The 19704-nt window shown below is 70.9% G+C and carries 22 protein-coding genes; 15 read left to right on the forward strand and 7 right to left on the reverse strand.

Going from position 1 to position 19704, the window contains the following annotated elements; genetic code table 11:
• Positions 1-4: 4 nt before the first annotated feature.
• The 3 genes from purD (at position 5) to ACXDC7_RS04525 (ending at position 3400) form a co-directional block, all read left to right on the forward strand.
• Positions 5-1270, forward strand: coding sequence for a phosphoribosylamine--glycine ligase (purD, locus tag ACXDC7_RS04515; protein WP_459221353.1), 1266 nt, complete (start codon positions 5-7; stop codon positions 1268-1270).
• Positions 1263-2699 carry an adenylosuccinate lyase gene (purB, locus tag ACXDC7_RS04520; protein ID WP_459221354.1) on the forward strand — a complete coding sequence of 479 codons (1437 nt, stop codon included), beginning with the start codon at positions 1263-1265 and terminating at the stop codon, positions 2697-2699. Before purD ends, purB begins: the two co-directional genes overlap by 8 nt.
• Positions 2700-2797: 98 nt before the next feature.
• Positions 2798-3400, forward strand: coding sequence for a DUF1269 domain-containing protein (locus ACXDC7_RS04525; protein ID WP_179444626.1), 603 nt, complete (start codon positions 2798-2800; stop codon positions 3398-3400).
• A gap of 96 nt (positions 3401-3496) precedes the next feature.
• On the opposite strand, the gene ACXDC7_RS04530 is transcribed toward ACXDC7_RS04525, so the two are convergent.
• The gene (locus ACXDC7_RS04530) at positions 3497-3682 is read right to left on the reverse strand and encodes a PspC domain-containing protein (RefSeq protein WP_179444625.1); all 186 of its coding nucleotides are present in this window, start codon (positions 3680-3682) and stop codon (positions 3497-3499) included.
• 132 nt (positions 3683-3814) lie between these two features.
• Positions 3815-4888 (reverse strand): diacylglycerol/lipid kinase family protein, encoded by a 1074-nt coding sequence (locus tag ACXDC7_RS04535; RefSeq protein WP_179444624.1) that lies wholly within the window; start codon positions 4886-4888, stop codon positions 3815-3817.
• An 87-nt stretch (positions 4889-4975) separates the two neighbouring features.
• Here ACXDC7_RS04535 and ACXDC7_RS04540 point away from each other — a divergent pair, with 87 nt between their 5' ends.
• From ACXDC7_RS04540 to purL, 5 genes are read left to right on the forward strand one after another with little or no spacing between them, the layout of a single operon-like run.
• A complete protein-coding gene (locus ACXDC7_RS04540) occupies positions 4976-5866 on the forward strand; it encodes a phosphoribosylaminoimidazolesuccinocarboxamide synthase (RefSeq protein ID WP_343045870.1) in 891 nt (296 codons plus the stop codon).
• A 24-nt stretch (positions 5867-5890) separates the two neighbouring features.
• Positions 5891-6139 carry a phosphoribosylformylglycinamidine synthase subunit PurS gene (purS, locus tag ACXDC7_RS04545; protein ID WP_246292564.1) on the forward strand — a complete coding sequence of 83 codons (249 nt, stop codon included), beginning with the start codon at positions 5891-5893 and terminating at the stop codon, positions 6137-6139.
• Positions 6139-6819 carry a phosphoribosylformylglycinamidine synthase subunit PurQ gene (gene purQ / locus ACXDC7_RS04550; protein ID WP_459221355.1) on the forward strand — a complete coding sequence of 227 codons (681 nt, stop codon included), beginning with the start codon at positions 6139-6141 and terminating at the stop codon, positions 6817-6819. Before purS ends, purQ begins: the two co-directional genes overlap by 1 nt.
• Complete coding sequence (locus ACXDC7_RS04555) at positions 6816-7832, forward strand: hypothetical protein (RefSeq protein ID WP_459221356.1); 1017 nt, start codon at positions 6816-6818, stop codon at positions 7830-7832. The genes purQ and ACXDC7_RS04555 overlap by 4 nt, the downstream gene beginning before the upstream one ends.
• A gap of 11 nt (positions 7833-7843) precedes the next feature.
• Positions 7844-10120 (forward strand): phosphoribosylformylglycinamidine synthase subunit PurL, encoded by a 2277-nt coding sequence (gene purL / locus ACXDC7_RS04560; protein ID WP_459221357.1) that lies wholly within the window; start codon positions 7844-7846, stop codon positions 10118-10120.
• Between the two features lie 167 nt (positions 10121-10287).
• Here purL and ACXDC7_RS04565 read toward each other — a convergent pair whose 3' ends face one another.
• On the reverse strand, positions 10288-10548 hold the full coding sequence (locus ACXDC7_RS04565) for a type II toxin-antitoxin system Phd/YefM family antitoxin (RefSeq protein WP_459221358.1): 261 nt from the start codon (positions 10546-10548) through the stop codon (positions 10288-10290).
• A gap of 83 nt (positions 10549-10631) precedes the next feature.
• On the opposite strand from ACXDC7_RS04565, the gene ACXDC7_RS04570 reads away from it, so the two are divergent.
• Together ACXDC7_RS04570 and ACXDC7_RS04575 are read left to right on the forward strand one after the other, a co-directional pair.
• Positions 10632-11075 (forward strand): MerR family transcriptional regulator, encoded by a 444-nt coding sequence (locus ACXDC7_RS04570; RefSeq protein WP_459221359.1) that lies wholly within the window; start codon positions 10632-10634, stop codon positions 11073-11075.
• A 5-nt stretch (positions 11076-11080) separates the two neighbouring features.
• Positions 11081-12112 (forward strand): aldo/keto reductase, encoded by a 1032-nt coding sequence (locus ACXDC7_RS04575; protein ID WP_179446458.1) that lies wholly within the window; start codon positions 11081-11083, stop codon positions 12110-12112.
• Between the two features lie 38 nt (positions 12113-12150).
• Here the strand turns inward: ACXDC7_RS04575 and ACXDC7_RS04580 are convergent, their stop codons facing one another.
• Both ACXDC7_RS04580 and ACXDC7_RS04585 read right to left on the reverse strand, forming a co-directional pair.
• Complete coding sequence (locus ACXDC7_RS04580) at positions 12151-12885, reverse strand: phosphotransferase enzyme family protein (RefSeq protein ID WP_459221360.1); 735 nt, start codon at positions 12883-12885, stop codon at positions 12151-12153.
• A gap of 12 nt (positions 12886-12897) precedes the next feature.
• Complete coding sequence (locus ACXDC7_RS04585; RefSeq protein WP_459221361.1) at positions 12898-14754, reverse strand: glycoside hydrolase family 15 protein; 1857 nt, start codon at positions 14752-14754, stop codon at positions 12898-12900.
• Between the two features lie 24 nt (positions 14755-14778).
• Between ACXDC7_RS04585 and ACXDC7_RS04590 the strand changes: the two genes are divergently transcribed.
• Entirely contained in the window at positions 14779-16116 is a 1338-nt protein-coding gene (locus ACXDC7_RS04590) for a M20/M25/M40 family metallo-hydrolase (RefSeq protein ID WP_459221362.1), read from the forward strand.
• A 2-nt stretch (positions 16117-16118) separates the two neighbouring features.
• Here ACXDC7_RS04590 and ACXDC7_RS04595 read toward each other — a convergent pair whose 3' ends face one another.
• The gene (locus ACXDC7_RS04595; protein WP_459221363.1) at positions 16119-16421 is read right to left on the reverse strand and encodes a hypothetical protein; all 303 of its coding nucleotides are present in this window, start codon (positions 16419-16421) and stop codon (positions 16119-16121) included.
• Between the two features lie 25 nt (positions 16422-16446).
• A complete protein-coding gene (locus tag ACXDC7_RS04600; protein ID WP_459221364.1) occupies positions 16447-17169 on the reverse strand; it encodes a GAP family protein in 723 nt (240 codons plus the stop codon).
• A gap of 70 nt (positions 17170-17239) precedes the next feature.
• On the opposite strand from ACXDC7_RS04600, the gene ACXDC7_RS04605 reads away from it, so the two are divergent.
• From ACXDC7_RS04605 to ACXDC7_RS04620, 4 genes are read left to right on the forward strand one after another with little or no spacing between them, the layout of a single operon-like run.
• On the forward strand, positions 17240-17851 hold the full coding sequence (locus ACXDC7_RS04605) for a TetR/AcrR family transcriptional regulator (protein WP_179444613.1): 612 nt from the start codon (positions 17240-17242) through the stop codon (positions 17849-17851).
• Positions 17852-17873: 22 nt separating this feature from the next.
• On the forward strand, positions 17874-18248 hold the full coding sequence (locus tag ACXDC7_RS04610; protein ID WP_459221365.1) for a DnaJ family domain-containing protein: 375 nt from the start codon (positions 17874-17876) through the stop codon (positions 18246-18248).
• 2 nt (positions 18249-18250) lie between these two features.
• Positions 18251-19351, forward strand: a complete 1101-nt coding sequence (locus ACXDC7_RS04615; RefSeq protein ID WP_179444611.1) for a glutathione S-transferase family protein — start codon at positions 18251-18253, stop codon at positions 19349-19351.
• 21 nt (positions 19352-19372) lie between these two features.
• The gene (locus tag ACXDC7_RS04620) at positions 19373-19699 is read left to right on the forward strand and encodes a hypothetical protein (protein WP_179444610.1); all 327 of its coding nucleotides are present in this window, start codon (positions 19373-19375) and stop codon (positions 19697-19699) included.
• The last annotated feature ends 5 nt before the right edge of the window (positions 19700-19704 follow it).

Raw genomic sequence — 19704 nt, forward strand, 5'->3', positions numbered from 1 at the left:
CCACGTGACCGATGCAGCCCCGCGTACCGTCCTGGTTCTCGGTTCGGGTGGCCGCGAGCACGCCCTCGCCGCCGCCATCGCCCGCGACCCGGCGGTGGAGTCCGTGCACTGCGCTCCCGGCAATCCGGGCACCGCGGCCGTGGCCACCAACCACGATGTCGATCCCGCCGACGGTGCCGCCGTCGTCCGGCTGGCGGCGGCGATCGGCGCCGATCTGGTGGTGATCGGGCCGGAGGTGCCGCTGGTCGCGGGCGTGGCCGACGACCTTCGCGAGGCCGGGGTAGCCGTCTTCGGGCCGGGCGCCGATGCCGCGCGGCTGGAGGGTTCGAAGGCCTTCGCCAAGGAGGTGATGGCGGCCGCGGGCATTCCGACCGCCGCCGCCCGGCTCTGTGAGGACGCCGAACAGGCGGCCGCCGCGCTGGACGAGTTCGGCGCACCCTACGTGGTCAAGGACGACGGCCTGGCCGCCGGCAAGGGCGTCGTCGTCACCGACGATCGCGCGACCGCGTTGGCGCACGCGCGTTCCTGCGGGCGGGTGATCATCGAGGAGTACCTGGACGGACCCGAGGTCAGCCTCTTCGCGATCACCGACGGGGTGAGCGTTCGCCCATTGCAGCCGGCGCAGGACTTCAAGCGCGCCCACGACGGCGACGCGGGCCCGAACACCGGTGGGATGGGCGCCTACACCCCGCTCGACTGGGCGCCGGATGATCTTGTCGAGCAGACGGTCGCGACGGTGATCCAGCCCGCGGTCGACGAGCTGCGCCGGCGCGGTACGCCATTCGCCGGGCTGGTCTATGCCGGCCTCGCGCTCACCTCGCGCGGCCTGCGGGTGGTCGAGTTCAACGCCCGCTTCGGCGATCCGGAGACCCAGCCCCTGCTCAGCCTGCTCGAATCCCCGCTCGCACAGGTGTTGTACGCCGCGGCGACCGGCCGGCTGGCCGACCAGCCGCCGCTGGCGTTCGCGGCCGGGTACGCGGTGGGTGTCGTGCTCGCCGCCGAGGGCTATCCGGCCGCCCCGGTCAAGGGCGGCGTGATCACCGGCGCGGACGGCCTCGCCGACGACGAGGCGGCGCGGGTCCTGCATGCCGGAACCGCGCGCGACGACGAGGGGCGGCTGATCGCCGCCGGCGGCCGGGTGCTGACCGTCGTCGGCAACGGCCCGAGCCTCGCGCAGGCCCGTGCCGAGGCGTACCGGCTGCTCGGCAAGATCGAACTGTCCGGCGGTTTCAGCCGGTCCGACATCGCGAAGGAGGCGGCCGGTGAGTGAGGTTCCCAACGTCCTCGCGACGCGCTACGCATCGGAGCAGATGCGCCGGATCTGGTCCCCGGAGAACAAGATCATCGCCGAGCGGCGGCTCTGGCTGGCCGTGCTGGCCGCCCAGCGCGACCTCGGGGTCGACTTCGGCGGCGACGATCCGGATGCGGTGATCGCCGACTACGAGCGGGTGATCGACCGGGTCGACCTCGACTCGATCGCCGAGCGCGAGCGGGTCACCCGGCACGACGTGAAGGCGCGGATCGAGGAGTTCAACGCGCTCGCCGGGCACGAGCACGTGCACAAGGGGATGACCAGCCGCGATCTCACCGAGAATGTCGAGCAGTTGCAGATGATCAGCGCGCTGCGCCTGGTCGCCGGCCGGGTGGTCGCGGCGCTGGCCCGGCTCGCCGATCTCGCGGCGCGGTACGCCGAACTGCCGATGGCGGGCCGCTCGCACAACGTGCCGGGCCAGATCACCACGCTGGGCAAGCGGTTCGCGACGGTCGCCGACGAGCTGCTGGTCGCCCACGCCCGGCTGACCGAGTTGATCAACCGCTATCCGCTGCGCGGGATCTCCGGGCCGATGGGCACCGGCCAGGACATGCTCGACCTGTTGGACGGCGACGAGGCCAGGCTCGCCGAACTGCAGCGACGCGTCGCGGAGCACCTCGGCGTACCCGCGGTGCTCGACTCGACCGGGCAGGTCTACCCACGCTCGCTCGACTACGAGGCGATCACCGCCCTGGCCCAGGTCGCCGCCGCGCCCAGCAACCTCGCCACGACGATCCGGCTGATGGCGGGCAACGAGCTCGTCACCGAGGGCTTCCGGCCCGGCCAGGTCGGCTCCAGCGCGATGCCGCACAAGATGAACACCCGCTCCGCCGAACGAATCAACGGGCTCGCGGTGATCATCCGCGGCTACGTGTCGATGGCCGGCGAGCTCGCCGGTGATCAATGGAACGAGGGCGACGTGTCCTGCTCGGTGGTGCGCCGGATCGCGCTGCCCGACGCCAGCTATGCGATCGACGGCCTGTTCGAGACGTTCCTCACGGTGCTCGACGAGTTCGGCGCGTTCCCGGCCGTGATCGAGGCCGAGCTGCGGCGCTATCTGCCGTTCCTGGCCACCACCAAGGTGCTGATGGCGGCGGTACGCTCCGGCATCGGTCGCGAACTCGCCCACGAGGTGATCAAGGAACACGCGGTGGCGGTGGCACTCGCCATGCGCGAGGGCCAGCCCGAGAACGATCTGCTCGCCCGGCTGGCGGCCGACCCGCGGCTGCGGGGCGTCGACGAGTCCGCCCTGCGCGAGGCGCTGGCCGCGCCGCTCGACCTCACCGGCATCGCCCGGTCCCAGGTGGCGAGGGTCGTCCGGCGGATCGAGGAACTGGCGGCGGCCGAGCCGGAAGCGGCGGCGTACCGCCCCGGCGCGGTGCTCTAGGTTCGACACCCCCCCTTGCGGTAGCCGCCCGTCGGGCGCAGGCTGGGACCAGCGGGCCCGGTCCGCGAGCCCGCGGTACCACTCCGAAGGGGGACGACATGCAGTCCAGTGTTGTACTGATCACCTTTCCGGAGCCGAGCAAATGCTATGAGTACCTGACTCGACTCCAGCAGATGGACGCCGCGGGCGAGCTGACGCTCGACTCGGCGGCGATCGTGAAGCGCGATTCCGACGGCAAGCTCCAGGTCGACACGGGGGCGGACAACGAGGCGGGCAGCGGCGCGCTCGGTGGCGGCCTGATCGGCGCCCTGGTGGGCATTCTCGGCGGACCGGTCGGCGTGTTGCTCGGCTGGGCCACGGGCGCGCTGGTCGGCACCTCGGTCGACCTTGACGACGATGCCGACGGCCTCGCGGTGCTCGACGATGTCGCCAAGCGGATCGAGCCCGGCCAGACCGCACTGATCGCACACGTGGAGGAGCCCTCCGCGGCCGTCGTCGACGAGACCGTCGCCGCCGACGGCGGCACGGTGCAGCGCTGGGACGCCGAGGCGCTGGTGGCCGACCTGGAGGCGGCGGCCGAGGTGCGTGCGGAGGACGAGCGCGAGGCCCGCAAGCAGGCGCGTGAGGAGAAGCGTGCCCAGGACAAGGCGAAGATCAAGGACAAGCTCGAGGAGTTCAAGAAGAAGCTGACCGGCAACTGATCCGGCTCCACCGCCCGGACGTGACGAACGGGTCGCCGCGAATCGCGGCGACCCGTTCCGGGGAGGGGAAAGAGACGATCGAGGGTGACCCGCGGATCACTCGTTCGGCAGCAGGATCCAGCCGAGCAGGTAGATCAGGATCTGCGGGCCCGGCAACAGCAGGCTGAGCACGAAGATCAACCGCACCAGATTGGCATTCAGGCCGAACCGGCGGGCGATGCCGGAGCACACGCCGGCGATGACGCGCTCGTTGCGGGGACGGGCCAAGGTGGCGGTTGCCATGATCGGGTCCTCTCGTACTGGATCGGGTACGCCAACCACGATGCCCGCCGATGCGCGCGCGCCCAAGGGCATCCGCCGCTGTTCAGGGGCCGCTCCGGGAGTCCCCGGCGCCGGCTCAGGGGCTCGGTGGGGTCAGGAGTCGGCCGGCACCCGCACCCGCAGCCCGTGCTGCTCGACCCAGACCTTGAACCCGGTCAGCTCGCCGAACTCGTCGCCGTCCAGCTCGAACGGCTCGGGCTTGGTGAGGCGTACCTCCACGGTCTCCACCCGCTGGTAGCTGAGCGCGCGGATGTCCTTGTCGGTGCCCCGGAACTTCTCGCCGACGCCGGTGCGGTGCAGGATCGCGTTCTCCACCAGCACCTTCCACCAGATCTGCAGCCAGCCGAGCGGACCCTCCGGGCTCAGGGCAACGACATCGAGGATGCCGTCGTCCACAGCGGCCTCGGGCAGCAGCAAGATGTTGCCGGGAAGCGAACCGCAGTTGCCGATCAGCAGGGTGTGCAGGCGGCCGCGTCGGGGACGCTCGCCGTCGTAGCGATACATCAGCTTGATCCGCCGACCGCCGCGGATCGCGGTGGCCATCGACTTGGCGTAGGCGACCCAGCCCATCTTCTTCTTCAGGTCTTCGTCGGTGTTCTCCATGAGCTGGGCGTCCAGGCCCATGCCGGCCATCACCACGAAGGCGTGCTCCTCGGTCTTCCCGTCCGGCCGGATGATCGTCACCAGGCCGAGATCAAGATCACGGGTGCGGCCGGTGAAGGCGGTCGACACCGACTCGCCGAGGTTGTCCAGGGTGAGATCGAGATTGCGGGCCAGCAGGTTTCCCGTGCCGGCGGGCAGCAGCCCGAGCGCGACGCGGCTGCCGCGCAGGCCCTCGGCCACCGCGCGTACCGTTCCGTCACCGCCGGCGGCCAGCACCACGTCGACACCGGCGTCGACGGCCTCGCGCGCCATCCCGGTGCCGGGATCGTCCTCGCTGGTCTCGATCCACAGCGACTCCGCCCAGCCGGCCTCGGCCTCGGCGGCCTGCACCGCGGCCTTCAGCACGTCCAACTCGACCTTGGTCGGGTTGTAGACGATGGCGGCGCGCTGCCCGCGCCCGCCGCTGCCGTCATCGGTCTCGCGGGTCCGCTGCCCGACCTCAGCGGCCGCCTCCTGCCCCGTGGTGTCGGTGGGCTTCTCCGCACTCGCCTCGTGTCGACTCATGGACACTGATTCTGCACCGTGGCGAGGTCGCGCGTCGCGCACCCCGCCAAAGACCGGAACAGCGGTACGCGCGACTAGGCTCGCGCCGTGACCGAGCGCCCCGTCTTCGCCGATTCCCTCGGACTGCCGCTGGTGCATGCCGGCAAGATCCGGGAGCTGTACGCCCTGCCCGATCCCGACACGCTGCTGATGGTGGCGACCGACCGGATCAGCGCCTTCGACCACGTGCTCCGACCCGGCGTACCCGACAAAGGGGCGATCCTCACCCAGCTCTCCCAGTGGTGGTTCGACCGGCTCGCCGACCTGGTACCCAACCACGTCGTCTCGACCGAGGTGCCGGGGGCCGTGGCCGGCCGCGCGGTGATCTGCGAGCGGCTGGAGATGATCGGCGTCGAGTGCGTGGCCCGCGGCTACCTGACCGGCTCGGGCTGGGCGGAGTACCAGCGCGACCGGACCGTGTGCGGCGTGGCGCTGCCGGACGGGCTGAGCGACGGCGACGAGCTGCCGGAGCCGATCTTCACGCCCGCGACCAAGGCCGCCGTCGGCGAGCACGACGAGAACGTCGACTTCGCCACGGTCGAGGCGACCATCGGCGCCCGGCGCGCCGCCGCGATCCGTGACCTGACGATGCGGATCTATGCCCACGCTCGCGACATCGCCGCGCAGCGGGGGCTCGTGCTGGCCGACACCAAGCTCGAGTTCGGGGTCCGCCGCGACGGCACCATCGTGCTCGCCGACGAGGTGCTCACCCCCGACTCCTCGCGGTTCTGGGATGCCGAGGCCTGGCGGGCCTCGCGCGCCGAGGGCGGCGTACCCGAGGCATTCGACAAGCAGTACGTGCGGAACTGGTTGCTCACCGAGTCCGGCTGGGACCGTGCCGCGGATGCGCCCCCGCCCCCGCTGCCCGACGCGGTGGTGGACCACACCCGCGCCCGCTATGCCGACGCCTACCGCCGGCTGACCGGCGAGGCCTGGTGACCCGGAGGCCCTAGACTCCGGGGCATGGCACGAGTGGTGGTCGACGTGATGCCGAAGGCCGAGATCCTGGACCCGCAGGGCAAGGCCGTGACCGGCGCCCTGCAGCGGCTGGGCTTCGCCGGACTGGCGGTACGCCAGGGCAAGCGGTTCGAGATCGAGGTCGACGGTGAGGTGACCGACGAGCGGCTCGGGCAGATCCACGACGCCGCGGAGAAGCTGCTCGCCAACACCGTGATCGAGGACTTCGCCGTTCGGGTGGAGGAGACCGCCTGATGGCGGCCCGGATCGGGGTCGTGACCTTTCCCGGCACCCTGGACGACTCCGATGCGCTGCGGGCGGTACGCCTGAGCGGCGCCGAGGCCGTCCCGGTCTGGCACGGCAGCGACAGCCTCGACGGCGTCGACGCCGTGATCCTGCCCGGCGGCTTCTCCTACGGCGACTACCTGCGCTGCGGCGCCATCGCCCGCTTCGCGCCCGTGATGACCGAGATCGTCGACGCCGCGGGCAAGGGCCTGCCGGTGCTCGGGGTGTGCAACGGCTTCCAGATCCTGTGCGAGGCGAAGCTGCTGCCCGGCGCGCTGATCCGCAACGACGTGCGTACCTTCGTCTGTCGTGATCAACGCCTGCGCGTGGAGAGTGCCGACACCGTCTGGACCGCCGACTTCACGCCCGGCCAGGAGATCACCATCGTGTTGAAGAACGGCGAGGGGGGCTATGTCGCCGACGCCGAGACCCTGCGTCGGCTCGAGGATTCCGACCGCGTCGTCTTCCGCTATCTCGGCGACAACCCGAACGGCTCGCTGCACGACATCGCCGGCATCACCAACGAGGCGGGCAATGTGGTCGGCCTGATGCCGCATCCGGAGCACAACGTCGAGGAGCTGACCTCGCCGAGCGTCGACGGCCGACCGTTGTTCAGCTCCGTCCAGCGGTATCTGGCGGCGCTGGTGTGAGCGATCGCGAGAAGAACCGGGGCACCGACCGCGGCTGGTCGATCGACAGCTTCGCCTCCACCGAGATCGAGACGAGCGGGGAGCGGCGCCGCACCCGCGGGCGGGCGCTGGCGGTGCTGGCCGCCATCGCGGGCATCCTGCTGCTCCTGCTGATCGGCGCGGTGGCGTGGCTGAGTGGCAGCGACCAGCCGGAGCCGGCCGAGAGCGGCATCTTCACCGAGAATGTCGTCGTCGTCGGCCTGCCGGGACGCACGGGTTTCTCACCCGCCGACCGCGCGGTGATCGACGCCCACGCGGACGCGACGCAGGTCGGCGTGGTCGCCTCGCCCGGGTCCTGCCCGGCCGCGGGCTGGGCGGGCCTGGGCGCGGGCGCGCCCGTGCCGGCGGCCGGGTGCGAGGTGCGCGTCGGCGAGGGTCGGGTGACCAATTTCGATGAGTTGAACGGCCCCGCGCGCGGCGGCCTCGGCCGGCTCGGCGAGGTCTACGACGGCTGCATCACCGCGGTCGGGCCGGCCGCGGCGGTCGCCGCCGCGGATCGCACCGGGCAGCTCGAGGGGTACGCCGAACCGGGTGCCTGGCTGAGCCAGGGGATGCCGACCAGTTGCCCCCTGACCCTGGTCGACGCCGGGCCCGAGAGCGATCGGGTGGTCGCCGACCTCGCGCGTCGTCCCGACCTGACCGTGATCGCGTTCGGGCTGCCCGGCAGCGGTGCTGAGTATCAGCCCGTCTACCGGGTGAACACGACGCTGCCCGGGGTGCTCGAGCCGGCCGTTGCCGGTGGTGATCCCGGGGTGATCGACTTCACCGTGCTGGCCGACGCCGTGGCCGGGCGGCCGATCCTCGTCGCCGAGCGCGACGCCGTGACCGGGGCCGACGCCGAGGCCGTCTTCCGCGATGCCTCCGGGGGCCTGCCCGCCGCCATGTGGGCGATCCCGCTGGTGGCGCTGGTCGGCCTCGGGGTGTGGCTCGGGCTACGGGCGCGGGCGGCCTCTCGGCGCGACCGAGGACGGTAGGCTGCACGTCCGTGGCAGACACCGTCGCGGACGCGCAGACCAGCCCCGACACCGAGCAGCCCTACGCCGAGCTCGGGCTGAAATCCGAGGAGTACGGCCGGATCCGGGAGATCCTGCAACGCCGACCGACCTCGTGCGAGTTGGCCATGTACTCGGTGATGTGGAGCGAGCACTGTTCCTACAAGTCCTCGAAGGTGCATCTGCGCAGATTCGGCGAGCTGAGCCAGGAGACGCCGATCGGCCGGTTGCTGGCCGGCATCGGTGAGAACGCCGGCGTGCTCGACATCGGGCAGGGGTACGCCGTGACGTTCAAGGTCGAGTCGCACAACCACCCCTCCTTCGTCGAGCCGCACCAGGGCGCGGCCACCGGCGTCGGCGGCATCGTCCGCGACATCCTCGCGATGGGCGCGCGCCCGGTCGCGGTGATGGACCCGCTGCGCTTCGGCCCGCTGGACGCGCCGGACACCGCCCGGGTGTTGCCCGGGGTGGTGGCCGGCATCGGCGGCTACGGCAACTGCCTGGGCCTGCCGAACATCGGCGGTGAGGTGGTCTTCGACCGGTCCTATCTCGGCAACCCGCTGGTCAACGCCCTGTGCGTCGGGGTGCTGCGGCACGAGGACCTGCACACCGCGCAGGCCAAGGGTGCGGGCAACAAGGTGATCATGTACGGCGCGGCGACGGGCGGCGACGGGATCGGCGGCGCGTCGATCCTCGCCTCGGAGACCTTCGACGACTCCCGGCCGAGCAAGCGGCCGAGCGTCCAGGTCGGCGACCCGTTCATGGAGAAGCTGCTGATCGAGGCCACCCTGGAGCTGTTCGCCGCGGGCGTGATCAACGGCATCCAGGACTTCGGCGCGGCCGGGATCTCGTGTGCCACCTCCGAGCTCGCGGCCGCCGGCGACGGCGGGATGCACGTCGAACTCGATCTGGTGCCGCTGCGCGACTCGTCGCTGTCGCCGGAGGAGATCTTGATGAGCGAGTCCCAGGAACGGATGATGGCCGTCGTCGAGCCGGACAATGTGGACCGGTTCCTGGAGATCTGCCGCAAGTGGGACGTGGCGGCCACCGTGATCGGAGAGGTCACCGAGGACGATCGGTTGATCATCGACTGGCACGGCGAGACCGTCGTCGACGTCGACCCGCGGACCGTGGCGCACGAGGGGCCCGTCTACGAGCGCCCCTACGCCCGGCCCGGCTGGATGGACCAGGTGCAGGCCTCGGGGGCCGAGGCGCTGCCGCGGGCCGGCAGCGGCCAGGAGCTGGCAGAACAGTTGATCAAGCTGGCCGGCTCGCCGAACCTGTGCGACCGGTCGTGGATCACCGACCAGTACGACCGCTATGTGCGCGGCAACTCGGTGCTGGCCCAGCCCGAGGACGCGGGCATGATCAGGATCGACGAACAGACCGGGCTCGGGGTCGCCGTGGCGACCGACTGCAACGGACGATTCGCCTTCCTCAATCCCTACTGGGGGGCGCAGTTGGCGCTGCTGGAGGCGTACCGGAATGTGGCGACCACCGGGGCTCGGCCGGTCGCGGTCACCGATTGTCTGAACTTCGGCTCGCCGGAGGATCCCGACGTGATGTGGCAGTTCCGGGAGGCCATCCTCGGTCTGGTCGACGGCTGTCGGGAGTTGGGTACGCCGGTCACCGGCGGCAATGTCAGCTTCTACAACCAGACCGGCGACGTGGCGATCCTGCCGACGCCGGTGGTCGGGGTGCTCGGGGTGATCGAGGACGTCGCGAAGCGGACGCGCAGCGGGTTCCGCGCGGCGGGCGAGGAGATCTGGCTGCTCGGCGAGACCCGCGAGGAGCTGAACGGCTCGGCCTGGGCACAGGTCATGCATGATCATCTCGGCGGGCAGCCGCCGCGGGTCGATTTCGCCGCCGAGAAGGCGTTGGCGCAGGCGCTGGTCGCGGGCGCCGCGGCGGGCGTCTTCGGCTCCGCGCACGATCTGTCCGACGGCGGGCTCGGCCAGGCGCTCGTAGAGTCGTGCCTGCGGCACGATCGGGGCGCGCGGTTCCGGTTGCCCGAGGGGCTCGAGCCGACGGCGGCGCTGTTCTCCGAGAGCGGTGGCCGGGTGTTGGTGTCGGTCGCGCCCGAGCGTGCGGAGGAGCTGATCGCGCTGGCGGGGACGCACGGCGTACCGCTCGCCCGGCTGGGTGAGGTCACCGACGAGCCCGTGCTGGAGGCCGAGGGGCACTTCCGGATCCCGCTGGCCGACCTGCGGGCGGCCTGGCAGACGCCCATCCCTGCCGCGATGACCGATTCCGTCGCCGAGCTGACCTGACCTTCGCCGGTCGAGCTGACGGCCGAGCTAGACCCGAACGACCTCAAGCAGCCCGAGTTCAGCCAGGGCGGTGAAGCCGGCGTCCTGGCTGAACAGTGGAAGTTGGTGTGCCCGCGCGGTTGCGGCGATCCACACACTGGTGTCGAGGAGGCCGGCCGCTGGCCGCGTCATCGCGGATCTCCGAGGTCGTCCGTGCTCCCTTCCGAGATCCACTCGAGGTCCGTTCGTAGCGTCGCGTCGGGCCGCTGCGTGCGCAGCAGATCCTCGAGCTCGGCCAGCGGCATGCCGCTGCGCGCCCGGGTGCGGGGAGGAATCAACTCCGCGACCGGTTTGCCGTTGATCGTGATGGTGACGGCATCGCCCTCGGCCACCCGATCCAGGATCTCGCGCGTGTGATTGCGCAGGTCTCGCGACGCGACGGTCGTCATGTGCGCAATCGTAGCCGTCTGCGCACACGGCGGGGGACCGAGACCTTGCGTTGGAGTGCACTCCAGCGCCTAGCGTCTTCGCCATGACGCAATCGACGACCGGGCAGCTCGGCATCGCCGAGGTATCGGCCCGCACCGGCCTGACCAAGGACACGCTGCGCTGGTACGAGCACGAGGGGCTGATCCCTGCCGTGCCGCGCGGCAGCGACGGACGGCGGCGTTACGACGAGCCGACGCTGCGGATGATCGAGTTGTTGATCCGGCTGCGCCGCACCGGGATGCCGGTACGCGAGATGCGCGAGTTCGTTCGGTTGGTCGGCGTCGGCTCGTCGACCCACGGCCGCCGGATGGCGCTGCTGGAGCAGCATCGCGAGGAGGTGCAGACCAGGTTGCGCGAACTGCTTGCAGATCTGGACGCGATCGAGGACAAGATCGGCCACTATGCGCGCCTGATCGAGGCAGGGCTGGACTGTGCGGGGCAACCGATGGAACCGAATCTGATCATGGAACAACGGAGGAAGCAGTGACTGCAATGAATAGAGTCGATCTTGGTCCCGCGGCGGGGGAGAAGCTGAACGTCAGTCAGCTCGGCTTCGGCGGGATGGCGCTCAGCCACGTCTACGGCGACACCGATCCCGAGCAGGGGCTGCGTACCCTGCACGCCGTGGTGGATGCCGGGATCACCTTCCTGGACACCGCCGATGTCTACGGCGAGCCCCGCGAGGGCACCGAGGGCCCGGCCGGCACCAACGAGGAGCTGTTCGCGCGGCTGCTCGCCGAGCGCCGGGGAGAGGTGCAGCTCGCGACGAAGTTCGGCATCACCAGCGTTGGCCCGGGCGGGAGCGGGACCCGCGGGGATGCCGCGTACGTGCGTCAGGCGTGCGAAGCGTCGCTGCGCCGCCTCGGTGTCGAGGTGATCGATCTGTACTACCTGCACCGACCCGACCCCGGCGTGGAGATCGAGGAGACGGTGGGTGCGATGGCCGAGCTGGTCGCCGAGGGCAAGGTGCGCCACCTGGGTCTGTCGGAGGTGACGGCCGACGAGCTGCGCGCCGCCCAGGCCGTGCACCCGATCACCGCGGTCCAGAGCGAGTGGAGCATCTGGTCACGAGATGTCGAGCGGCACGTGGTGCCGGCGTGCGCCGAGCTCGGGGTGGGCTTCGTGCCCTACTCGCCGCTCGGTCGCGGCTTCCTGACCGGCAAGCTGACCCGCGAGGCGATCGAGAAGACCGTGCTGAACGGGCAACTTCGCTTCAGCGGCGAGGCCTACGACGCCAACCAGCGGGTGGTCGAGGTGATCAACACCGTCGCCGCCGAGCACGACGCGACCGCCGCGCAGGTCGCGCTGGCCTGGCTGCTCGGCCAGGGGGAGCGGTTCGGGCTGCCGGTGGTGCCGATCCCGGGTACGCGCAGCGCCGAGCGGGTACGCGAGAATGCGGCGGCCGTCGATCTTGAGCTGACGGAGCAGGATCGGGAACGGCTGGACGCCGCGGCCGACCTGGTGGTCGGTGAGCGCGGGTTGACCTTCACCCCGCGCGGCTGGATCTCCGCCGACCGGGAGTGAAGCCCGCTGGTCGGGTTTGTCCAGAACTCGCGCCGGCCTCAGCCGCCCAGGCGATCGGCATCGCGGCGGTACTGCGCCGCGTGTTCGGCGAGCTCCGGCTTGCCGAGCGCGATCGCCTTGGCGTCGCTGAATGCGGCCAGGTGGGCCAGCCGCTCGATGATCATGGAACGCAGTTCCGCCTCGGTGGCGGGTGAACCGTAGGCGTCGAGGAGCGCGCGGACGCGGTGGCGTACCTCAGCGTCACCGAAGGGATGCTGCTCCTCGCCGGTGATCGGGACCAGCCGGTAGGCGAGATAGGCCAGGTCCCACAGCCGCGGTCCGGGCGAGGCGAAGTCGAAGTCGATCACCCCACTCAGGCGGTGGTGATCATCATCGGTGAAGATCAGGTTGTACTGCGCGAAGTCGTTGTGACACACCACTTCGGCGGGCTCGCGGTACGGCGAGCGCCAGATCGCGCCCGTCCGGTCGAAGCCTGCGCTGGCATCGTGGATCCGGCGCAGCAGCCGGCCGGCATCGACGAGCAGGCGCTCGGCCCAGACCCACGCCGGCATCGGGTACGCCGGCGCGGTCCCGGGCAGGAATGTCAGCCTCTCCCGGCCGTCGTCGGACAGGCCGAGCGGGCGCGGTGCCTCGCCGATCCCGCGGTCGGCGAGGTGGGTCAGCAGGCGATGAATGGTCGGCGTCCACGGGCCGGCGGTGCGGCGTACCTCGTCGCCGACGCGGTGCACCTCGCCCATGTTGCCGCCGCTCAGCAGTTCGCCCTCGGATCCCATGCGCGCATCCTGTCAGCTCGGGCGTGCCGCCGACTCGGTCTCGTCGGCGGTCTCCCGGATGGATCGTTTGCCCTGGCCGATCCGGTTCAGATCGTCCGCGGCGATGATCAACCCCAGATGGGAGAACGCCTGCGGGAAATTGCCGATCATCCGCTCCTTGATCGGGTCGTACTCCTCGGCGAGCAGGCCGACGTCGTTGGCCAGTCCGCAGAGTCGCTCCATCAGCGCATGCGCCTCGTCGAGCCGACCGGCATGGGCGTACGCCGAGACCAGCCAGAAGCAACACACCAGGAAGGGATGCTCCTCCCCGGCCAGCCCGTCCACTCCGCTCGCCGTGCGGTAGCGCAGCGGCAGCCCGTCCACCAGCAGGTCGCGCTCCACCGCCGCGATGGTGCCGAGCACCCGCGGATCGTCACCGGGCAGGAAACCGGTGGCCGGGATCACCAGCAGCGCGGCATCGACCTCATCGGTCCCGTAGTACTGGGTGAAGGAGTTCTTCTCCTCGTCGAATCCCTTGTCGAGGATCTCGGCACGGACCCGATCCCGCAGGTCGGTCCAGCGCTCGACATCGCCGGGGTAGTCGTACTTGCGCACGGCCCGGATCGCGCAGTCGAACGCCGTCCAGACCATCACCCGCGAGTGGGTGAAGTGCTGCAAGGGCCCGCGGATCTCCCACAGCCCGTTGTCCGGCTCGTCCCAGTGGTCGGCCAGCTCGTCGACCAGGACGCGCTGCAATGCCCAGGTGTGCCGCGACTCGTCCATGCCCAGGTCGCGGGCCCGCTCCAGCGCCATCATCACCTGACCGAGCACGTCGGTCTGCTTCTGCCGGTACGCGCCATTGCCGATCCGCACCGGCCGCGAATCGGCGTACCCGGGAAGATGATCAAGCTCGAACTCGGCGAGCTCCCGGGATCCGTCGATCCGGTACATGATCTGCATGTCCGCCGGGTCGCCGGCCACGGCGCGGAGCAGCCAGTGCCGCCACATGTCGGTCTCGGTGGTGTAGCCGACCGCCAGCAGCGCCTCCAGACTCAACGCGGCATCGCGCAGCCAGCAGTAGCGGTAGTCCCAGTTGCGTTCGCCGCCGATGTCCTCGGGCAGCGAGGTCGTCGGCGCCGCCACGATGCCGCCGGTGTAGTAGTCGGTGAGCAGGCGCAGCGTCAGCGCGGACCGATGCACATGATCGGCATAGCGACCCTCGTAGCCACACCGGTTGCTCCACTTCCGGCTGATCCTGAGCGTCTTCTCCGTCTCGTCGGAGACGTCGACCGGATCCGGCACGTCCAGCCAGGACTGCACCCAGGTCGTGGTGAAACGCAGTTCCTCGCCCTCGGCGATCGTGAACTCGTCGATGTGCCGCCCGTCGGAGCGGTGCGGCAGCCGGTCGCCGCGCAGGACCAACATGTCCGGCCCGGCGACCGCGGTGAGCAACTCGTCGCGCGTGCCGCGGTGCCGGCGGCGTACCCACGGGCGGACCTTGCCGTAGCCGAACCGCACCACCCACTCGTGCCGGACCCGCGGCTTCCCACTGACCCCGCGCACGATCCGGACCAGGTCGTCGCGGCGATTCGCCAGCGGCATCAGGTCGGTGACGGTGAAGGTGCCCTCCGCGGTGACATGGGTGGTCTCCAGCACCGCGCTGTCCGGCAGATAGCGGCGCGTCGTCCGCGCCGACTCATCCGCCGGGCCGAGCAGCCAGCGGCCGTGCTCGGGCGTACCCAACAGCGCGGCGAAGCCGGCGGCCGAATCGAAGTTCGGCAGGCACAGCCAGTCCACGGAGCCGCGCCTGCTGATCAGGGCGGCCGTGTTCCAGTCACCGATCAGCGCATAGTCCTCGATCGGGGTGGTGTTCGCGGGTATGGGCGACATGGCGTCATTGTGCCCGGCCGTAACATGCCACGGGTGAGTGACATCCGAGCGGCGATCGAACGCGAACTTCCCGGCGTGCTGGCCGACCTGACCCGGCTGGTGGCGATCGAGTCGGTGAGCGCCGACCCCGGCCGCGAGGCCGACGTCGACGCCAGCGCCGAACTGGTCGCCGAGCTGATCCGCGGCACCGGCTGTGCGGACGTGCGGATCGTCCGCAAGGGCGGCAAGCCCGCGGTGATCGGGCACTTCCCGGCCCCGGCGGGGATGCCGACGGTCTGCCTGTACGCCCACCACGACGTGCAGCCGACCGGTGGCGATGCCGGCTGGACGAGCGCGCCGTTCACCGCGACCGAACGCGACGGCCGGCTGTACGGGCGCGGCGCGGCCGACGACAAGGGCGGCTTCGCGGTGCACCTGGCCGCGCTGCGCGCCTTCGGTGGCAGGCCGCCCGTGGGGGTGAAACTGCTCATCGAGGGCGAGGAGGAGATCGGCTCGCCCTCGCTCGGCGCCCTTCTCGACGCCCATGCCGATGATCTTGCCTGCGACCTGTTCGTGATCACCGATTCGGCGAACTGGGAGGTCGGTACGCCCGCCTTCACCACCAGCCTGCGCGGGCTCGCCGACTGCGTGGTGACCCTGGAGTCGCTTGATCATCCGCTGCACTCCGGCCAGTTCGGTGGCGTCGCCCCGGATGCGCTCACCGCCATCTGCAAGCTGCTCGGCACCCTGCACGACGACGCCGGAAACGTCGCCGTCGCCGGGCTGCACGCCGGCGCGGGTCCCGAGGTCGACTACTCCGAGGAACGATTCCGCGCCGAGTCGGGGGTGCTGGACGACGCCGGGCTGCTCGGCGAGGGGCCGATCAGCGACCGGCTCTGGTTCAAGCCGGCGGTCAGCGTGATCGGCCTGGACGCCCGCGGCGTCGACGAGGCCTCCAACACCCTCTACCCGAGCGCCCGGGCCAAGATCAGCCTGCGCGTCGCGCCCGGCGGCGACGCCGACGCATCGCTGCGCGCGCTCACCGAGCATCTACAGGCCAACGCCCCGTGGGGCACCCGGGTCACCGTCGAACCGGGCGAGACCGGTCCGCCCGCGCTGCTCGGGCTGGAGGGCCGGTACGCCGAGACCGCGCGCGCGGCCTTCGCCGAGGCCTGGGGCGTCGAGCCGGTGCCGATGGGCATGGGCGGCTCGATCCCGATGGCGCAGGAGTTCGCCGACGCCGTGCCCGGTGCCACGGTGTTGATCACCGCCGTCTGCGATCCGCACTCCAACATCCACGGCTTCGACGAGTCACTGCATCTCGGCGACTTCGCCAAGGCCTGCCTCGCCGAGGCGTACCTGCTGCAGGGGCTGGCGGGCTGATCTCAGCCGGCGTCGGTGAGCCCGCGCCAGGCCGGGTCGAAATCGGGGTGGTCGGCCCAGGTCAGGGCCAGCGCGGCGTACACGCGCGCGATGAGCTGCTCGGCGCCCGATTCGGCGTCGAAGCCGAGCACGGTCTCGACCAACGCGCTACCCGCGCCCGTCAGCCAGGACCAGGTGTCATCGCCCGCCGCGTCTCGCCGGATGCGGCGAGGCAGGGCGAGCAGGGCGGCATAGGTCGCCGCGGCGGCGGGTGGTACCGAGCCGGGCTCGGCCATCCGCGCGTCGACGAACTCCTTCAGCTTCATGATCACCTCGTTGTCGAAGGGTGTCTCAGGATCCCAGCATGTCCAACAGGCCGAGCCGCCAGGCGGCATCGCGGGCGAGCAGGAAGCCGATGATGCCGAGCACCCACGGCACCGACGCGGCGGCCTGGCGAGCCACCCAGTCGCGGATTCGCGCGAGCCGGGTCCGGGCGCTCTCGCCCAGCGCCAGGCGTACCCCGATCAGCGCGAGTGCCGGCGCGATCATCACCGCGACATAGCCGGCCAGCGCCGCGACCCGGCCGGCCATCGGCAGTCCGGAGGCGGTCAGGATGCCGATCGCGCCGAGGTAGGGCAGCATCATCGCCAGCTCCGCGATCCCGGCGAGCAGCGCGACGCCCATCACGGCGGCCGTTCCGGTCGATCCGGACAGCCGCTGCTCCCACTTCGAGGGCTTCGGCGCCAGCCCCTGCTTGGCCCGCTCGGCATTCTCCTTGCCCGGATTGATGAACCAGCTCAGCGCGAACAGCCCGATCCCGAGCACCAGTTGCACCCAGTAGGCGGGCGGGGAGTCCAGCGCGGCACCGAAGTTCTCCACGAACCCGCGGGCGCCGAACAACAGCACCAGGCCGATCGCGAAGTAGAAGATCGCGATCGTGGCCAGGTAGACCAGGACGCGACCGAGCCGGAAATTGGCTGCCAGCAACAAGAAGATCGGCACCACGAGGGTGCCGATGCTCGTGCTGTCGACCAACGCCAGGCCGGCCAGGCCGAGCAGTCCGAAGACGTCCACGGGTCCTCCGATGATCTAGTACGTCAGTGCTAAAACCACCATAACAGAACGACTGTGCTATAAAAACCTCATGCCCAAGGTGGTCGATCACGAACAGCGCCGGGCGGAGATCGCCGATGCGGTACGCCGAATCCTGCTCCGCGACGGACTCGCCGGCGCGACCGTGCGCGCGGTGGTGGCCGAGACGGGCATGTCCAGCGGCGCGATCCGGCACTACTTCCCGAACCAGGAGGAGCTCGTCGGTTTCGCGACCGGCGGCATCGTCGAGCGGATCCGGGGCCGGGTCACCGACGCCTTCGACCGGACGCAGCGGACCCCGCGGGCCCGGGTGCTGGACATCTGCGAGCAGTTCCTGCCCACCGACGAGGAGCGGGCGATGGAGCTCGCGGTGTTCGCCGACGTGGTCCGGCAGCCGTACGGGGCCCGGTGGGCGCGCTCATCCTTCGACGGCATCCGCGTCACCACCCGGGTGTGTGTGCTGTTGCTGGCGGGACGGGAGCCGCGGGCGGTGCCCGGGGCCCCGCTGCGGCCCGCGCGCCTGGAACGGCTGGCCGAGCGGCTGCACCTGGTGATCGACGGGCTGGGGGCCCAGACCACGTTCTATCCCGGCCTGGTCGACGCGGCGGCCATGCGCACCGCGCTCGCCCGGGTCGTCGACGATGTCATTTCCGAGCTCGCGTAGGCTCGCGAGCGGAGGTGGCTGTATGCAGTTCGAGAGCTGGGTCGACGCACAGATCCGCGAGGCCACGGAGCGCGGCGAGTTCGACAACCTGCCCGGCGCCGGCAAGCCCATCACCGGCATCCGGCGTACCGATCCCGACTGGTGGATCAAGGACAAGATGCGCCGCGAGGGCATCGAGCGGCCGCCCAACGAGGCAGAACTGCTGCGCGCCGAGGTCGCCGAGCTCGACACCATCCTCGCCGACGCCCGCACCGAGGACGAGGCGCGCGAGATCATCACCGACCTGAATGCCCGGATCCGCACCGCGCGCCTGCGTCGCGGATCGCTCCCCACCCGCGTCGTCGAGCTGGTCGATGTCGACGACACCCTCCGCCGCTGGCAGACAAGGAACAGATGATCATGACCACCGAGACGAGCACGCCCGAGCAGCAGGACGAGCATTCCACCAAGGGTGCCTATGTCGAGGGCGGCAAGGAGTTCAACCGGGACATGAACTACATTCCCGACCGGATCACCCGCGACGCCGCACCGCCGCAGGTCGGGCCGACACCGGAGAAGCTGTGGCCGGTCGAGGCCGATCGCTACCGGCTGGTCGTCGCCTGGGCCTGTCCGTGGGCCAACCGCGCGATCATCGTGCGCCGGCTGCTGGGCCTGGAGAATGCGATCTCGATGGCCATCGCCGGCCCTACCCACGACAAGCGGTCCTGGACCTTCGACAACGGCGATCCCGGCGCAGACGGCGTGCCCCGCGATCCCGTGCTCGGCTACGAGCGGCTGCAGGAGGCGTATTTCGCCCGCTACCCCGACTATCCGCGCGGCATCACGGTGCCGGCGATCGTTGACGTGCCGACCAAGTCGGTGGTGACCAACGATTTCCCGTGGATCACCCTCGACTTCTCCACCGAGTGGACGCAGTTCCACCGCGACGGCGCGCCGGACCTGTATCCGGAGAAGCTGCGCGACGAGATGGACGAGGTGATGAAGCTGATCTTCACCGAGATCAACAACGGCGTCTACCGGTCGGGCTTCGCGGGCTCCCAGGAGGCCTACGAGGCCGCCTATGACCGGCTGTTCGCCGCCCTGGACAAGATCAGCGAGCGGCTGGAGACCCGGCGCTACCTGATGGGCGACACGATCACCGAGGCCGATGTCCGCCTGTTCACCACCCTCGCCCGCTTCGACCCCGTCTATCACGGGCACTTCAAGACCAACCGCAGCAAGCTGTCGGAGATGCCCACGCTGTGGGCCTACGCCCGCGACCTGTTCCAGACCCCGGGGTTCGGCGACACGACCAACTTCGTCGACATCAAGCGGCACTACTACGAGGTGCACACCGACATCAATCCGACCGGCATCGTGCCGAAGGGCCCGGACCTGTCCAACTGGCTCACCCCACACCACCGCGAGCAGCTCGGCGGGCGCCCGTTCGGCGACGGTACGCCGCCCGGGCCGATCGAGCGTGCGGACGAGCGCGTGCCGGCGGGCGCGGGCGCCGAGTGAGCCGCGGGTAGCCTCGCGAACATGGCAGTGAAGGACGCGGCAGATGTGAAGACCGCGCCGATCGTGGCGCTCGGCCTGATCGGCGGCTACCTGGCGGCCCGGGAGACCGGGGTCCGGCCGCTCGGCGGGGTGGTGCTCGGGCTCGCCGGGGCGTACGCCGGGCGCACCTGGCTGGCCCGCCGGGGCCCCGGCATCACGGCGGTGTTGTCGGCGATCTACCTCGGCGCGTTCGGCGCCAGCCACCCGCTGGCCAAGAAGATCGGCGCCTGGCCCGCGGTGTTCACCGCCGCCGGCGCCTCGGCCGCCGCGGCGTACCTGCTCAGCGACGCCGACGAGTCCCTGGAATGAGCTGC

The sequence above is a fragment of the Naumannella huperziae genome, from assembly GCF_054073625.1.

Excerpts from the sequence above, each read along its gene's own strand:
- ACXDC7_RS04525 (WP_179444626.1), top strand. The coding sequence starts at position 2,798 with ATGCAGTCCAGTGTTGTACTGATCACCTTTCCGGAGCCGAGCAAATGC.
- ACXDC7_RS04530 (WP_179444625.1), bottom strand. The coding sequence starts at position 3,682 with ATGGCAACCGCCACCTTGGCCCGTCCCCGCAACGAGCGCGTCATCGCC.
- ACXDC7_RS04535 (WP_179444624.1), bottom strand. The coding sequence starts at position 4,888 with ATGAGTCGACACGAGGCGAGTGCGGAGAAGCCCACCGACACCACGGGG.
- purS (WP_246292564.1), top strand. The coding sequence starts at position 5,891 with ATGGCACGAGTGGTGGTCGACGTGATGCCGAAGGCCGAGATCCTGGAC.
- purQ (WP_459221355.1), top strand. The coding sequence starts at position 6,139 with ATGGCGGCCCGGATCGGGGTCGTGACCTTTCCCGGCACCCTGGACGAC.
- ACXDC7_RS04565 (WP_459221358.1), bottom strand. The coding sequence starts at position 10,548 with ATGACGACCGTCGCGTCGCGAGACCTGCGCAATCACACGCGCGAGATC.
- ACXDC7_RS04570 (WP_459221359.1), top strand. The coding sequence starts at position 10,632 with ATGACGCAATCGACGACCGGGCAGCTCGGCATCGCCGAGGTATCGGCC.
- ACXDC7_RS04575 (WP_179446458.1), top strand. The coding sequence starts at position 11,081 with ATGAATAGAGTCGATCTTGGTCCCGCGGCGGGGGAGAAGCTGAACGTC.
- ACXDC7_RS04580 (WP_459221360.1), bottom strand. The coding sequence starts at position 12,885 with ATGGGATCCGAGGGCGAACTGCTGAGCGGCGGCAACATGGGCGAGGTG.
- ACXDC7_RS04585 (WP_459221361.1), bottom strand. The coding sequence starts at position 14,754 with ATGTCGCCCATACCCGCGAACACCACCCCGATCGAGGACTATGCGCTG.
- ACXDC7_RS04590 (WP_459221362.1), top strand. The coding sequence starts at position 14,779 with ATGCCACGGGTGAGTGACATCCGAGCGGCGATCGAACGCGAACTTCCC.
- ACXDC7_RS04595 (WP_459221363.1), bottom strand. The coding sequence starts at position 16,421 with ATGAAGCTGAAGGAGTTCGTCGACGCGCGGATGGCCGAGCCCGGCTCG.
- ACXDC7_RS04605 (WP_179444613.1), top strand. The coding sequence starts at position 17,240 with ATGCCCAAGGTGGTCGATCACGAACAGCGCCGGGCGGAGATCGCCGAT.
- ACXDC7_RS04610 (WP_459221365.1), top strand. The coding sequence starts at position 17,874 with ATGCAGTTCGAGAGCTGGGTCGACGCACAGATCCGCGAGGCCACGGAG.
- ACXDC7_RS04615 (WP_179444611.1), top strand. The coding sequence starts at position 18,251 with ATGACCACCGAGACGAGCACGCCCGAGCAGCAGGACGAGCATTCCACC.
- ACXDC7_RS04620 (WP_179444610.1), top strand. The coding sequence starts at position 19,373 with ATGGCAGTGAAGGACGCGGCAGATGTGAAGACCGCGCCGATCGTGGCG.